We start from the raw sequence: 14,920 nt of genomic DNA, 5'->3' as shown, positions 1-14,920 counted from the left end.
GGGGGAAAACTTTTCATGGGCTTTCCATTGAGGAAATTTGTCAAATAAACAAAAAAAATTATAGAGATTGTCGCTGAAAAAAGAGATAATAATTGAGAAAGAAGGTTGGAAGGGATCAGGCGACTATAAGGAGGGTGGAGTAGATGTCACAATTTGAATCCCAATTCGATTGCATTCTTATCGGTACGGGCAATTCGGGAAAAGCGGCTGCCGATGCACTCAAAGAAAAGGGGAAAAACGCACTGTATATCGAATTGAAACCCGAGATGATTGCAACGTTAATCAGTCAACAAGCAGTCGGGCAATCCACCGGATCAAGCGACCCCTCCTCACGAACAGATACGCATGGAAACGGGGAAATCTTTGTACAAAAGCAAACCTTACATACTAATCATCTTGAAACCAACACATATACATTCCAAAGCAAACCGGTTGAAGATTTTTCTTATCAAACCGACTCTTTTTATGATGAATCGTCTCAGGCCGACCAAAGCTCCAGCGCCAAAGACATGGAGATCATCGAAGCTCAAAAAGTGGAATATGCGCCTCCCCACTATTCTTTTTTCACCAATCGCGGCCCTTTACGCAAAAAAACTTTGCGCCGTAAACAAAAGTTGAATTTCCAGGAACCATCGGAAACAGGGGATGAATATCCGGTATACCACTTGGAACGGGTTCAGTTGGGGGAAGAGGAAGAATCAAGCAACCACGGGGAAGATCCCTGGAATCCGCCTTTTATCGACGAAGATCAGGAAAAACAAGAAGAGATGCTTCTGGAAAGGGAACCAAAACTTCGCAAAAAACGGACAAACAATCAGTGGATCCATTCATTCAACCAGGATGCCGAGGAATCGCCGATGCAATCAGACCGTTCCTCTTTTTCGCCGGAAACGTACGGAACTTCGGATGACCCGTTTTCTTCCGACTCGTTCCCTGATTTTTATTCGAACGGATTCGATGCGGAGTCCGACAATAACCTTCCATCGGATTATTTCAAACCAAATGAACAAAGCAAAGACAACCCGTCAAACGAACTCGTCCCGTTTGAGCCTTTTTCGCCGCGCCGCCGGGTCCGCCAGGGAAAGCGAAGCCGATTGCAAAAAAAGCGGGGAGCACTTGCGGAAAAAACAAACCAATCATTGACGGAAAACCATCAACAACAAGGAAACCAGTCAATGCTGTTTTCAGAAGAACACGCCACCCATGAAAAGCACCCCATCTTTCCCAACGGTTCATCCGGTGTCCAATCCTTCGGGATTGAAGACAAGATCGAGGCGCAACAACCGGTTTCCGCTTTTCAAACGAATGAAAGTGAAGAATCTGCATCCAGTTTGAAACGGGATGACATTGAGTTTGAAGATGCTTATGGTGGCTACAGTTCGTGGGAAGAAATCATGACCCCTTATTCCCAAAACAGCCGGAAGCGCCAAGAAATCGATAAAATTGAGAAGAGAAAAATCGCTTTGCGTGGATTGCACAATTTAATCAATAATATGGGTTAATTAAAGAAGCCGAATCACTCCCTGACTCCAAGAGCATTCGGCTTTCTTTTTATATATGAAACAGACTTTTTAAACCAATGGTTGTTTGGCCGGTGTCCCTGCTTTCCGCGGATAAGCTTTGGGCGTATGATCCCGCTTTTTCATCCACAGCAGACTGCGCGTCCCCATCTCTTCCGGCAAACGAAACTGCTTCACATCCAGCGTCGTTTTCCCGAGGGTGTGCAAAGCCTTGCCCGCTTCTTCCATTTCCTCTCTCACATCCGGCCCTTTCATGGCGATGAAATGCCCCCCCACTTTGACAAACGGCAGGCAATATTCGGCCAATACATTTAACCGGGCGACCGCACGCGCCGTGGCCAAATCAAAACTTTGCCGGAATCCTTTTTTCTTTCCAAACTCTTCAGCCCGTCCATGAATGCATTCCACCCGGGTCAATCCCAATTCCCCCACAATTTCGTTTAAGAAGTTGACCCGTTTTTTCAGCGAATCCAACAAAACCACCTGCAAATGGGGAAAAGCAATCTTTAATGCCAATCCCGGGAAACCGGCACCAGTCCCCACATCGATCACGGACCGGACACGATTCAACGGAATGACGCGGGCCAAGGTTAATGAATCATAAAAATGCTTGATGTAGACTTCCTTTTCTTCCGTGATTGCCGTTAAATTCATCACTTTGTTTTTTTCAACCAAGAGCTCATAATACCGGTGGAACTGCCGGAGCTGTTCATGGGACAGATAAATGTCCCATTCCGCTGTTTCTTGTTGCAACCAACTCCCCCAATGCATCCCCTGAAACCTCCTTTAAAAAAGCCTGACAAACTTGTCAGGCTTGATTTTCCGATATGGCATAAGCTTTTCCGCCTTGCTCGATATGCACCATCAAAATGGATATGTCCGCAGGATTCACCCCGGAAATTCGCGAAGCCTGGCCCAAAGAAACCGGCTGTACTTCTTTTAATTTTTCCCGTGCTTCCGAAGAAATTCCCGAGATTTTGTCATAATCCACCCAATCGGGAATCCGTTTTTCTTCCATACGGCGCATTTTTTCAACTTGCTGGAGCGCTTTTTTGATATAACCTTCATATTTCAATTGAATTTCCACTTGCTCCATGACATCCGCCGGGAGCGGCTCAGGCGGCGGGGACATGCTGGCAATTTCTTTATATCCCAATTCGGGGCGTTTGATTAAGTTTGCCAGTTCCACCGCATTGTTGATCTCCGAGGTTCCCATTTCCTTCAGGATCGCTTGGACTTCCGGTTTCGGCCGGACTTTGGTTTCCCTCAGGCGTTGAATTTCCTTTTGGATCAATTCTTTCTTTTTGACAAACCGCTGATAACGCTCTTCCGGAATCAACCCGATTTCATAGCCCAATTCCGTCAAACGCAAATCCGCATTGTCATGCCGGAGCAACAAGCGGTATTCCGCCCGTGATGTCAACAGCCGGTACGGTTCATTGGTCCCTTTGGTGACCAGGTCATCAATCAAAACACCGATGTAAGCTAGCGAACGGTCCAAAATCACGGGTTCCTTGCCTTGCACTTTTCGTGCGGCATTGATTCCGGCCATGATGCCTTGTGCGGCCGCTTCTTCATAACCGGAAGTTCCGTTCAATTGACCCGCGGTAAACAAGTTTTTCACCAATTTTGTCTCCAACGAAGGCCAAAGTTGCGTCGGAACGATGGCATCATATTCGATGGCATAGCCGGTACGGAGCATTTCTGCCTTTTCCAGTCCTTTGATGGTGTGAAGCACTTTTAACTGGACATCTTCCGGCAAGCTGGTGGAAAGCCCTTGGACATACATTTCTTCCGTGTCCCGTCCCTCCGGTTCGATAAAAATCTGGTGCCGCCCTTTGTCGGCGAACCGGACGATCTTGTCTTCAATCGACGGACAATAACGGGGCCCCCGCCCTTCAATCATCCCGGAATACATGGGGGCGCGGTGCAAATTTTCCCGGATGTAACGGTGCGTCTCTTCATTGGTGTATGTCAGCCAGCAAGGCAGTTGATCAGTGATGTATTCCGTCGTTTCATAGGAGAAAGCCCGTGGTTCCTCATCTCCCGGCTGAATGGTCATCTTGCCGGTGTCAATGGATCGTTTATTCACCCGGGGCGGGGTGCCGGTTTTAAACCGGACCATTTCAAAACCGAGTTCTTTCAAATGATAAGCCAGTTGGATGGAAGGCTGTTGGTTATTCGGGCCGCTTTCATAACTGATATCCCCGATGATGATTTTGCCGCGCAAATAGGTTCCGGTCGTCAAAATCACCGTTTCGGACAGATAGCGGGTTCCGGTCCGGGTGATGACGCCTTTGCACACGCCGTCTTCCACAATCAGCTTTTCCACCATTCCTTGCTGCAAACGGAGATTGGGCGTTGATTCCAGGGTTTTCTTCATTTCTTGCTGATACAGCACTTTGTCGGCTTGTGCCCTTAACGCATAAACAGCCGGCCCTTTCCCCGTATTTAACATCCGCATCTGGATATGGGTTTTGTCAATATTTCTCCCCATTTCTCCACCCAGCGCATCAATCTCACGCACCACATGGCCTTTGGCCGGGCCCCCGATCGAAGGGTTGCATGGCATGTAAGCGATGGTATCCAAACTCAGGGTCAACAGCAGTGTGGAACAACCCATCCGGGCCGCGGCCAAGGCCGCTTCGCATCCGGCATGACCGGCACCGATTACAATCACGTCAAATTTTTGGGATTGGGATGCATCCCTCATCCTGCTCACCTCTCTTTATTTGCCCAAGCAAAATTGCGAAAAAATCTGGTCGATCAAATCTTCGGAGACGGAGTCCCCAATGACTTCGCCCAACGATTCCCAGGCATTTTTCAAATCAATCTCCACCATATCCAGCGGAACCCCCGAATCAATCCCTTCGATCACATCTTTCACACTTGTCAAAGCTCTGCGAAGCAAGTGGATATGCCGGGAATTGCTGACATACGTGGCATCGGCAAGTTCCACTTTTCCCAACTGAAACAGCCGGGTAATGGCTTCTTCCAAATCCTCTATTCCCCGGTCCTCTTTGACGGAAGCGGAAATAATCGGAACGTCGCCGGCCAAGCGCTTCACTTCATCCAATTCGATTTGCCGGGGCAAATCTGTTTTGTTCACAATGATGATCGAACTGTGCTCCTTAATCAGCGAAAGCAGCTCCCGGTCCAACGGGGTGAGGGGTTCGGCGTAATTTAACAAAAGCAACACCAAATCCGCCTGTTTCAATGCTTGGCGGGAACGTTCCACCCCGATCCGTTCCACCACATCCTCGGTCTCGCGGATTCCGGCTGTGTCCAACAGTTTGAGGGGAATTCCCCGCACATTGACAAATTCCTCAATCACATCCCGTGTGGTTCCCGGGATGTCGGTCACAATGGCCTTGTTTTCATGGGTCAAAGCATTCATCAGCGATGACTTGCCGACATTGGGACGCCCCACGATTGCCGTTTTGATTCCCTCCCGGTAAATTTTCCCTTGGCGGGCGGTTTGAAGCAACCGTTCAATTTCACCGGAAATGTAAACACAGCGCTCACGCAAAAATCCGGCCGTCATCTCTTCGGCGTCATACTCCGGATAATCCACATTGACCGCAAGATGGGCAAGGGTTTCCAAAATTTCGCTTCTCAGCCGTTGAATCAAACGGGAAAGTTTCCCGTCATGTTGGGACAGAGCCACTTTTGCGGCACGGTCCGTTTTGGCGCGGATCAAATCCATGACAGCTTCGGCCTGGGACAAATCAATCCGGCCATTTAAAAAAGCCCGTTTGGTAAACTCGCCAGGCTCCGCCAATCTTGCTCCATGATCCAACAGGATTTCCAACGTTTTTTGAACGGGAATCATCCCGCCATGACAACTGATTTCAACCACATCTTCCCGGGTGAATGTTCGTGGTGCGCGCATCACGGTCACCAGCACTTCATCGACCCGCTCTCCCGCTTCCGGATCCACGATATATCCGTAATGGACGGTATGCGAAGGCACCTTGTCCAGAGATTTTTTTCCTTGATATATCTGATCTGCAATCGAAATGGCATCGGGTCCGCTGACACGGATCACCGAAATGCCCCCTTCCCCCACGGGGGTGGAAATCGCTGCAATGGTATCGGTCTCCATTTTTTCACACTCCAACATGATTCCTAATACTTAATCTTAGCATAATCCGATTCATTCAATCAAAAAAATCGCCGAAACAAAAAACCCCCCTGAACGGGGAGTTTACGGGCGCCGTCTGCTATTGGTTTTTTCTTAAATCAATCACCACAGAGCGCCGGGGTTCTTTTCCGACACTGTATGTGGTTAAATCTTTTTCCCGCTGTACCAAGCGATGAATCATTTTCCGTTCGCTTGCGGACATCGGATGCAAGGTCACCTCTTTTTTCGTTTCACGGACTTTTTCCATCATCTTCGCCGCCAGGTGCTTTAACGACTCCTTCCGGCGACGGCGGTAATCTCCCGCATCCACCGTCACGCGAATGCCGTTATTGTATTTCCGCCAGACAACGGTTTGCACCAACGTTTGAATTGCATTTAACGTCCGGCCGTGTTTTCCGATCAGAAGAGACAAGTCCTCTCCTTTCAACACAAAGGAAATCTCCGCCGGCTCTTCCTTCATTTCGACTTGGCACGGCCAACCAATCCGCTCCACGATCCCCTTCAAAAATTGACAGGCATATTCCCCGGGGCTTTCCTTCCGGATGACGGAAACTTCCACGATGGCATCCCGTCTCCCGAAAATACCGAGGAATCCTTTTTTGGGCGGTTGGATCACTTCATACCCAATTTCACCGGGTGACACCTGTAACGCATCACATGCTTTTTCAATCGCCAATTCAACGGACCGGGCCCGCTCTATCCGTTTGCTCAACGAGTTGCACCCTTTACTTCATTTTTTTTATTCAGCTTCTGCAAAATGAGAGATTGGGCTATGGTGAAGATGTTCCCGTATACCCAGTATAAAGAAAGTGCGGACGGGAACTGATAGGCCAGGAAAAAGATCATAACCGGCATGATCCAGACCATTACTTTCATTTGCGGATTGCTTTGCGCTCCGGTAACAATAAACTGCAAGTACGTGGTAAACGCCGCGATCAAAGGCAGGATGAAATAAGGATCCGGACTTCCCAATTGCAGGTAAAGGAAACTGGATTCCTTGATATGCTCATTTCCCATGATCGCTTGGTAAAAAGCGAACAAAACGGGAATCTGAATCAATAAAGGCAAGCATCCGGCCATCGGGTTGATGTTGTGCTTTTGAAACAGCTTCATGGTTTCTTCTTGCATTTTTTGCGGATTTTTCTCGTACTTTTTGCGGATCTTCATCATTTCCGGCTGAATTTCCTGCATCCGCTGGGTGCTTTGTTGCTGTTTCCAGGTAAGCGGAAAGACGATCAGACGGACGAGAAAGGTCAGCACCAGAATCGACAATCCGTAATTTCCCAAAGCATCTTTAAAGATGTCCAGCAATTTGACCATCGGGATAACCAAGATCTGTTGAAAAAAGCTGGGATTGTTGTAATCGATCTTGTACCGGTTTTGATCGGGGGCACACCCCGAAAGGATGGTGACAGCCATAATCATCAGCAAGAGTACAGCAATCCCGCGCCTCCGTTTTTGCAAGGATAACTCCTCCTCATCTTCTCTTCAGTCTCTGAATCCATTTGTTTGCGGTTTCTTTTTTTCCGGCACATCATCAAATCCGCCCGGATGAAAAGGATGGCATTTCAACAGACGGATCAACGTATACCATCCCCCGACAACAAATCCGTGTCTCCGAAAGGCAATCAAAGCGTATTCCGAGCAGGTGGGAACGAAGCGGCAGACAGGGGGCTTAAGCGGTGAGATGACATAGCGATAAAATTGAATCAGACCGATGGCAATCCACTTCATTCCACTCCTCCTCCCCTATTCCGAAGGCTTTGACACAAAACATTTTCCCTTGCGAAACACGTGAAAAAGGCTGGATTTCACCTGTTTGTAATCCATTTGGGCAACGGGGTTTCGGGCGATGATAACGTAATCGGTTCCGGGTTTCAAATGGGAAACCCAATGCCTCGCCACCTCTTTGATCAAACGTTTGCACCGGTTGCGTATCACGGCATTCCCGACCTTTTTGCTCACGGAGATGCCGATACGCGGTGGCCCGGAAGGAGAACGGCCATACTGGATCACGACAAATTGCCGATTGGCAAAAGATTGACCGGCCTGAAAAACCCTCCGAAAATCTTTTCTCTTCTTCAGACGGTATTCCCGCTGCAATGAAAATCTCCTTCCTCGCTAAAATCCCCGTTTTTTCTTCACATTATAAAACAAAAAGAAGCAGATTAAACACTTTCAACGTGAATTAAATAGGAAAAAAGGCCACAAAACACGTGGCCGGCATTTATTAAGCAGATAATACTTTTCTTCCTTTTCTTCTGCGTCTTGCAAGAACACGACGTCCGTTTTTCGTGCTCATGCGTGCACGAAAACCGTGCTTGTTTTTACGTCTGCGGTTACTTGGTTGAAATGTGCGTTTCATTTTCATTCCCCTGGTTCCCCATCACTCAGCCACGGCAAATTTGCCGGCTGAGGACCGCGTTCCAGGATACCTCCCTTCTTTCAATCAAGTCCGTGAATAACCGATGGACAATCTCTATCATTATAGACAGCATCGGCAATCACTGTCAAGAATCCGGCCGGATCCACTCCTGATTATCCACATGTGGATAAATTTTTCATTATCCACCCGTAATCCCAAAATTATCCACGATTTATCCACAAATCCCCTGGTGTGGATAACAAGGTTTTTTCCGCTTTGTGAATTGTGGATAACTCACTATTTTTCATTGTAAATATTGGTATATTTTGATATTCTATTCTTGTTTTCCTGTGGATAAATATGTTGCGGAGCAGTGAATATCCACAGTTGTGGATAATCCGGGAGATCATTTAACCACAAGTTGTGGAAAAAAGTATCCACAGCCTGTGGATAATGTGAATAAATGCAATAGACTCTGATGCATCGTCGCTTTTGACTGTGGATAAGTATTGTTCATTTTTTTGTCAGGAAGGAGGTTCTTTGGGTGATTCACATCCAAGAATTATGGTCCCAAACGTTGGATTCCATCCAAAACAAAATCAGCAAGCCCAGTTTTGAAACCTGGCTCAAGGCGACTGAAGCCATCAACATGGAAAATGACATCCTGATCGTTTGTGCCCCCAATGATTTTGCCCGGGACTGGCTGGAATCGCGCTATGCCGATTTGGTGCGGGACACCTTGAAAGAAGTGACCGGCGGTTCAAAAATTGGCGTGAAATTTGTCAGCCAGACCCAGGAAAAAAACCATCATGAATCCTTAAAAGAACCGCAACAACCGGCGGCGGAAAACGTGGAAGACGAAAAAGACCCCGGCTCCCAACTGAATCCGAGGTACACTTTTGACACATTTGTCATCGGTTCCGGGAACCGGTTTGCCCATGCGGCTTCCCTGGCTGTGGCCGAAGCGCCTGCCAAAGCATACAACCCTTTGTTCATCTACGGTGGCGTCGGCCTTGGAAAAACACACTTGATGCATGCCATCGGTCATTATGTACTGAAACATGATCCGTCCAGCCGGGTGGTGTACATCTCATCCGAAAAATTCACCAATGAATTTATCAATTCGATCCGGGATAACAAAACGATCCAATTCCGGAACAAATACCGTTCCGTGGATATCTTGTTGATCGACGACATTCAGTTTTTGGCGGGAAAAGAACAGACCCAGGAAGAGTTTTTCCACACCTTTAACGCTTTGCATGACGCCAATAAACAAATCATTATCTCCAGCGACCGGCCGCCCAAGGAAATCCCCACGCTGGAAGACCGTTTGCGCTCACGCTTTGAATGGGGTCTGATCACCGATGTGCAACCGCCGGATTTGGAAACGCGGATCGCGATCTTGCGAAAGAAAGCAATAGCTGATAATTTAGATGTTCCAAGTGAAGTCCTTGCATTTATCGCGGATCGCGTGGATACAAACATTCGTGAACTGGAAGGTGCGTTAATCCGGGTTGTGGCTTATTCAGCTCTCTTGAATCAACCCATCACTCCCGATCTGGCACTGGAGGCACTGAAGGATATCATGCCCGATTCAAAGCCAAGAATGCTCAGCATTCATATTATTCAACAGACGGTCTGTGATTATTACCGTCTCCGCATAGAGGATTTGAAAAGTAAAAAGCGAACAAAGTCGGTGGCATTTCCAAGACAGATCGCTATGTATCTGTGCCGGGAAATGACAGAGTTCTCTTTGCCGAAAATCGGGGAAGATTTTGGAGGGCGCGATCATACAACCGTGATTCATGCACATGAGAAAATCAGCCGCATGATCGAAGAAGACCCCCAAGTCAAAGAAGTGATCAAGCAGTTGAAACAACAACTTCAACGCAAAGCTTAAAAGCAACGCCTGTGGAAACTGTGGATAAGGTGTACAAGCTTATGCACACTTTCTCCACAGCCGGCAATCCGCTTTACACCTGGTCCAAACCCGGTTTTCCACATTATCCACAATCCCTACTACTAGTGCTACTGCAATTTTAAAAAATAAATATATGTACAAGCGTCCTGCTTTATGCATGCCTGTCATGTTTTTCCCAAAACAATTTTTGGTTCTATCACCATCAAGGAGGATCGATATGAAATTCCGTGTCATCAAATCAGCATTGGTTGATGCTGTTTCTCAAGTATCCAAAGCGGTTTCTTCCAAAACAACCATTCCCATTCTCACCGGGATTAAAATTGCTGTGGATGAAGATGGGCTCACTCTGACCGGAAGCAATTCGGACATCACCATTCAGGTGCATGTTCCCGTCAAAAAAGAGGACTTGGATCAGGTGTTCGTGGAAAAAATAGGTAGTATCGTACTCCCCGGACGCATCTTTGGCGAGCTTGTCCGCAAATTGCCCGGAGATGAAGTGGAATGGATCACCAATGATCAATTCCAAACCACCATCCGATCGGATATGGCGGAATTTCAACTGAACGGACTGGATCCGGTGGAATATCCGCGCTTGCCGCACTTATCCACAGAGCAGATGTTCAGTATTTCCGCCGATGCACTCAAATCCCTGATCCGGCAAACTGGATTTGCCGTGGCCGCCAAAGAAGCGCGGGGCGTATTGACCGGAGTGCTGTTCCAACTTGAAAATGGGGTGTTGACTTGCATCGCCACGGACAGCCACCGTTTGTCCAAACAACAGGCCCAAGTGGAAGCTTCCCCGGAAGTGACACTGAAAAATGTGATTGTCCCGGGCAAAAGCTTGTCGGAATTGGCCAAGACCCTGGGGGATTATTCCGGATATGTGGATATCCTGATCGCGGAAAATCAAATTCTGGTAAAAACCGATGAATTCTCGTTTTATTCCCGTTTGTTGGACGGGACCTATCCCGACACCAACCGGGTGATTCCCGAACGTGGTGAGACGGAACTCGTTTCCTCCACCAAGGAATTGTTACAATCCGTTGATCGTGCATCCCTAATCAGTCGGGATGGCCGGGATAATGTGATAAAATGGACTATAAAAGACGGAAAAGTGGAAGTTCACTCCACCGCCCAGGATATTGGAAGCGTCTCTGAAGAAGTGAATGCCAAGGTGAACGGGCCGGAAATGAGCATCTCTTTTAATGCGCGTTACATGATGGAAGCTCTCCGCTCCATTGAAAGCGATGAAATCCGGATTCAATTCACAGGCGCGATGACACCGTTTATGATCCAACCGACAGACCGGGATGACTCGCTCCATCTGATCGTGCCGGTCCGCACCCGTTAGGACGGACCGGCACGGATGACGCCCGAAAAGGAGGATTGGGATTGGAATCCATCAAGATTGACACACCGTACATCACATTGGGGCAACTCTTAAAACGCCTGGATGTGATCGACAGCGGCGGGCAAGCCAAGTACTTTTTGCAAGAGGAAACGGTAAAAGTCAACGGCGAAGTGGAAACGAGACGGGGGAGAAAAATTTATCCCCGGGATCAAGTGGATATCTCCGGGTTCGGGTCCGTGGTCGTGTCGGACCGGTAAGGGAGGATCTTCGTTTTGCGTGTCCAAACCCTGGAATTGAAACAGTACCGAAACATTGAGAAACTTCATCTGCATTGTCCGGAGGAGCTTCATTTCTTTGTCGGCCCCAATGCCCAAGGGAAAACCAACATCCTCGAATCCCTTTATGTCCTTGCGCTTGGCAAATCACACCGCACACGGACTCATAAAGAACTGATCCGTTTCGGCCAAAAGGCATCGTTCATCAAGTGCAGAGTAAAAAAAGGAAATGAGATCCAGCGTCTGGAAATCAGTTTATCGGACAAAGGAAAAAAAGTGAGTCGGAACGGGGTTGAACAAAGGAAGTTGAGTCAGTATATCGGCTCGCTTCCTGCCGTCCTCTTTGCGCCGGAGGATCTGGCGCTGGTCAAAGGAAGCCCGCAGGTTCGACGCCGTTTTTTAGATATGGAGATTGGCCAGGTAAGTCCTCAATATGTGCATGATTTGTCGCAATTAAACAAATTGCTCGTGCAGAGAAACAGCCTGTTGAAACAACTTTCCCGGCAAAAGCAGGAGGATTCCCCTTTATTGGAGGTATTGGATGAACAATTTGCCGCTTTGTCCGTCCATTTATGGAAAAAAAGAAAACAGTTTTTAAAATCCCTCACCCGATGGGCGCGTGAAATTCATCAGGCCATTACGCAACAGCCGGAGGAGCTGGTAATCAAGTACCGCCCTTCTTTTCCTTTGCCCGAACCATCCGGGCCGGATGAATGGGCGGAGATTTTGCGGTCGGAACTGAAAAAAAACCGCCAAAAAGAAGTGATGCGGGGAAGTACCGCCATCGGGCCGCAACGGGATGACATCCGGTTGTTTCTGGGAGAGATGGATCTTCATCATTACGGTTCCCAGGGACAGCAACGAACCGCCGCCTTGTCGCTCAAGCTGGCGGAAATCGAATTGATTCATCAGGAAATCGGTTATTATCCCATATTATTATTGGATGATGTGTTGTCCGAATTGGATGACATGCGCAAAACGCATTTATTGAAGGCCATTTCCGGACGTGTCCAAACTTTTGTGACCACCACCGGTTTGGACGGGATCCATCCGGATATCTTATCCGGAGCCAAAATCTATCAGGTGAAGCAAGGACAGATTACGGAATCGGGGTGAAAGAAGTGTTTATCCACTTGGGTGGAAGCCGGATGATTTGCATTCGCGAAGTGATCGCCATATTGGACGCCAATGTTGCGAAGAGTGCAACGCCACCGTTTTTGAACGCTTGCCATCAGAAAAAGAAAATTGAACATTTGTCTCCTGACGAAATCAAATCGTATGTGATCACCACACATCACATCTATGCATCGCCCATTTCTTCAACCACATTGAAAAAACGGGCCGATCTGACTCAAAAGATATAGAACCGAGTTTATCAGTTATGGAAGAAGGAAGCAGGTGACCGAGAGTGTCCATTCAACAAACAAATTATGATGAAACACAAATTCAGGTGTTAGAAGGTCTGGAAGCCGTACGAAGGCGGCCGGGAATGTATATTGGTTCCACTTCCAGCCGCGGTCTCCATCATTTGGTGTGGGAAGTGGTGGACAACAGTATCGACGAAGCACTGGCCGGCCGTTGTGATACCATTCAGGTGATTGTCAATGAAGACAACAGTGTGACCGTGATTGACAACGGAAGCGGGATTCCTGTCGGGATCCACCCGAAAATGGGCCGTCCGGCGGTGGAGGTTGTGATGACGGTCCTTCATGCCGGGGGTAAATTCGGCGGAGACGGATACAAATTTTCCGGCGGTTTGCACGGTGTGGGGGTTTCTGTTGTCAATGCGTTGTCGATATGGCTGTCGGTCGAAGTGAAGCGTGACGGGAAAATCTATCATCAACGTTATCAACGAGGGGTTCCGGATGCGGATTTGGAAGTGATCGGAGAAACAGAGGAAACAGGGACCAAAATCACCTTTAAACCGGATCCCGAGATCTTCACGGAAACCACCGAGTTTGATTTCAACATTTTGCAAAACCGTCTGCGCGAACTTGCTTTCTTAAACGGCGGCGTAAAGATCATTTTAAAGGATTTGCGCGGCGAAGAAGAAAAAGAAGTGGTTTTTCAGTTTGAAGGCGGAATCCGGTCTTTTGTGGAGCATTTGGACCGGAATCGCGAAGTGTTGAATCAACCGCCGGTATACATTCAGGGGGAACGGGATTCCATCCTGATTGAAATCGCTTTGCAATACAACGACTCTTTTACATCCAACATCTATTCTTATGCCAATAACATCCACACGCACGAGGGCGGTACGCATGAAGCCGGCTTTAAATCGGCTCTGACGCGCGTGATCAATGATTATGCCCGCCGGAACAACCTTTTGAAGGATAATGACAGCAATTTGACCGGGGACGACGTGCGGGAAGGCTTGACCGCCATTATCAGCGTGAAAATTATGGATCCTCAGTTTGAAGGGCAAACCAAAACCAAACTGGGGAACAGCGAAGCCCGTTCCGCAACCGAGCAGCTCTTTGCCGATCATTTCCAAACCTATTTGGACGAGCATCCCGCGGAAGCGAAAAAGATTATTAACAAAGCCGTGATGGCGTCCCGTGCCCGCCAGGCCGCCCGCAAAGCCCGGGAATTGACACGGCGCAAAAACGCGTTGGAGGTCAGTGCATTGCCCGGGAAACTGGCGGATTGCACCTCCCGCAGCGCTCAGGACAGCGAGCTTTTCATTGTGGAGGGGGATTCTGCCGGCGGTACCGCAAAACAAGGACGGGACCGGATGTTCCAAGCCATTTTGCCATTGAAAGGAAAAATCATCAATGTGGAGAAAGCACGACTGGACCGGGCGCTTTCCAATGATGAGATTCGCACCATCATTACGGCATTGGGAACCGGAATCGGCGATGATTTCAATATTGAAAAGGCCCGTTATCACAAAATCATCATTATGACGGATGCCGACGTCGACGGTGCCCACATCCGGACTTTGCTGCTCACCTTCTTTTACCGGTACATGCGTCCGTTGATTGAACATGGATATGTCTATATTGCCCAACCGCCTCTGTATAAAATTACGCAAGGCAAAAAGATCCGGTATGCGTTCAATGACAAGATGAAAGATGAAATCGTGGCCGAGCTCCAAGGGAAAGGGAAAATCGAGATCCAACGGTACAAAGGGTTGGGGGAAATGAACGCCACCCAGCTGTGGGAAACCACCATGGATCCGGAAAGCCGCACCTTGCTCCGTGTTTCTTTGCAAGATGCCATGGATGCCGATGAAGTGTTTGAAATGTTGATGGGAGACCGCGTGGCACCGCGTCGGGAATTTATCAAGGAGTATGCACAACAGGCGAACCTTGATATTTAGGCGAGTGTAGAACGGAGAGATG

The 14,920-nt window shown here is 48.2% G+C and carries 15 protein-coding genes; 7 read left to right on the top strand and 8 right to left on the bottom strand.

What is annotated here, in order from left to right; genetic code table 11:
• Nucleotides 1-143 precede the first annotated feature (143 nt).
• Complete coding sequence (locus ATH33_RS07655) at nucleotides 144-1,502, top strand: hypothetical protein (RefSeq protein WP_049720743.1); 1,359 nt, start codon at nucleotides 144-146, stop codon at nucleotides 1,500-1,502.
• Between the two features lie 69 nt (nucleotides 1,503-1,571).
• On the opposite strand, the gene rsmG is transcribed toward ATH33_RS07655, so the two are convergent.
• The 8 genes from rsmG to rpmH form a co-directional block, all read right to left on the bottom strand.
• A complete protein-coding gene (rsmG, locus tag ATH33_RS07650) occupies nucleotides 1,572-2,291 on the bottom strand; it encodes a 16S rRNA (guanine(527)-N(7))-methyltransferase RsmG (RefSeq protein WP_037998227.1) in 720 nt (239 codons plus the stop codon).
• Nucleotides 2,292-2,328: 37 nt separating this feature from the next.
• A complete protein-coding gene (gene mnmG, locus ATH33_RS07645) occupies nucleotides 2,329-4,233 on the bottom strand; it encodes a tRNA uridine-5-carboxymethylaminomethyl(34) synthesis enzyme MnmG (protein WP_049720744.1) in 1,905 nt (634 codons plus the stop codon).
• A gap of 15 nt (nucleotides 4,234-4,248) precedes the next feature.
• Nucleotides 4,249-5,625, bottom strand: coding sequence for a tRNA uridine-5-carboxymethylaminomethyl(34) synthesis GTPase MnmE (gene mnmE, locus ATH33_RS07640; RefSeq protein WP_049720745.1), 1,377 nt, complete (start codon nucleotides 5,623-5,625; stop codon nucleotides 4,249-4,251).
• 118 nt (nucleotides 5,626-5,743) lie between these two features.
• Nucleotides 5,744-6,376, bottom strand: coding sequence for an RNA-binding cell elongation regulator Jag/EloR (gene jag / locus ATH33_RS07635; protein ID WP_037998235.1), 633 nt, complete (start codon nucleotides 6,374-6,376; stop codon nucleotides 5,744-5,746).
• Complete coding sequence (locus tag ATH33_RS07630) at nucleotides 6,373-7,128, bottom strand: YidC/Oxa1 family membrane protein insertase (protein ID WP_231564651.1); 756 nt, start codon at nucleotides 7,126-7,128, stop codon at nucleotides 6,373-6,375. Before ATH33_RS07630 ends, jag begins: the two co-directional genes overlap by 4 nt.
• A 24-nt stretch (nucleotides 7,129-7,152) precedes the next feature.
• Nucleotides 7,153-7,398: a membrane protein insertion efficiency factor YidD gene (gene yidD, locus ATH33_RS07625; protein WP_037998237.1), complete on the bottom strand. Its 246-nt coding sequence runs from the start codon at nucleotides 7,396-7,398 to the stop codon at nucleotides 7,153-7,155.
• 15 nt (nucleotides 7,399-7,413) lie between these two features.
• Nucleotides 7,414-7,767 carry a ribonuclease P protein component gene (gene rnpA, locus ATH33_RS07620; protein ID WP_037998238.1) on the bottom strand — a complete coding sequence of 118 codons (354 nt, stop codon included), beginning with the start codon at nucleotides 7,765-7,767 and terminating at the stop codon, nucleotides 7,414-7,416.
• 127 nt (nucleotides 7,768-7,894) lie between these two features.
• The gene (rpmH, locus tag ATH33_RS07615) at nucleotides 7,895-8,029 is read right to left on the bottom strand and encodes a 50S ribosomal protein L34 (protein WP_082240799.1); all 135 of its coding nucleotides are present in this window, start codon (nucleotides 8,027-8,029) and stop codon (nucleotides 7,895-7,897) included.
• Between the two features lie 544 nt (nucleotides 8,030-8,573).
• Here rpmH and dnaA point away from each other — a divergent pair.
• The 6 genes from dnaA (at nucleotide 8,574) to gyrB (ending at nucleotide 14,898) form a co-directional block, all read left to right on the top strand.
• The gene (dnaA, locus tag ATH33_RS07610) at nucleotides 8,574-9,929 is read left to right on the top strand and encodes a chromosomal replication initiator protein DnaA (RefSeq protein ID WP_037998240.1); all 1,356 of its coding nucleotides are present in this window, start codon (nucleotides 8,574-8,576) and stop codon (nucleotides 9,927-9,929) included.
• Between the two features lie 238 nt (nucleotides 9,930-10,167).
• Entirely contained in the window at nucleotides 10,168-11,301 is a 1,134-nt protein-coding gene (gene dnaN / locus ATH33_RS07605) for a DNA polymerase III subunit beta (protein ID WP_049720747.1), read from the top strand.
• A gap of 41 nt (nucleotides 11,302-11,342) precedes the next feature.
• On the top strand, nucleotides 11,343-11,558 hold the full coding sequence (yaaA, locus tag ATH33_RS07600; RefSeq protein WP_049720748.1) for a S4 domain-containing protein YaaA: 216 nt from the start codon (nucleotides 11,343-11,345) through the stop codon (nucleotides 11,556-11,558).
• Between the two features lie 15 nt (nucleotides 11,559-11,573).
• Nucleotides 11,574-12,692 (top strand): DNA replication/repair protein RecF, encoded by a 1,119-nt coding sequence (recF, locus tag ATH33_RS07595; RefSeq protein ID WP_037998245.1) that lies wholly within the window; start codon nucleotides 11,574-11,576, stop codon nucleotides 12,690-12,692.
• Entirely contained in the window at nucleotides 12,689-12,940 is a 252-nt protein-coding gene (gene remB, locus ATH33_RS07590; protein WP_062843211.1) for an extracellular matrix regulator RemB, read from the top strand. The genes recF and remB overlap by 4 nt, the downstream gene beginning before the upstream one ends.
• 44 nt (nucleotides 12,941-12,984) lie before the next feature.
• On the top strand, nucleotides 12,985-14,898 hold the full coding sequence (gene gyrB, locus ATH33_RS07585; protein WP_121874265.1) for a DNA topoisomerase (ATP-hydrolyzing) subunit B: 1,914 nt from the start codon (nucleotides 12,985-12,987) through the stop codon (nucleotides 14,896-14,898).
• The last annotated feature ends 22 nt before the right edge of the window (nucleotides 14,899-14,920 follow it).

The organism is Thermoactinomyces vulgaris (assembly GCF_003688725.1).
GTDB classification, from domain to species: Bacteria; Bacillota; Bacilli; order Thermoactinomycetales; family Thermoactinomycetaceae; genus Thermoactinomyces; species Thermoactinomyces vulgaris.
This window is presented reverse-complemented; position numbering and strand designations above follow the sequence as displayed.

Bases quoted from the DNA above. Each gene is read 5' to 3' on its own strand.
- ATH33_RS07655 (WP_049720743.1), top strand. From the start codon at position 144: ATGTCACAATTTGAATCCCAATTCGATTGCATTCTTATCGGTACGGGC.
- rsmG (WP_037998227.1), bottom strand. From the start codon at position 2,291: ATGCATTGGGGGAGTTGGTTGCAACAAGAAACAGCGGAATGGGACATT.
- mnmG (WP_049720744.1), bottom strand. From the start codon at position 4,233: ATGAGGGATGCATCCCAATCCCAAAAATTTGACGTGATTGTAATCGGT.
- mnmE (WP_049720745.1), bottom strand. From the start codon at position 5,625: ATGGAGACCGATACCATTGCAGCGATTTCCACCCCCGTGGGGGAAGGG.
- yidD (WP_037998237.1), bottom strand. From the start codon at position 7,398: ATGAAGTGGATTGCCATCGGTCTGATTCAATTTTATCGCTATGTCATC.
- rpmH (WP_082240799.1), bottom strand. From the start codon at position 8,029: ATGAAACGCACATTTCAACCAAGTAACCGCAGACGTAAAAACAAGCAC.
- dnaN (WP_049720747.1), top strand. From the start codon at position 10,168: ATGAAATTCCGTGTCATCAAATCAGCATTGGTTGATGCTGTTTCTCAA.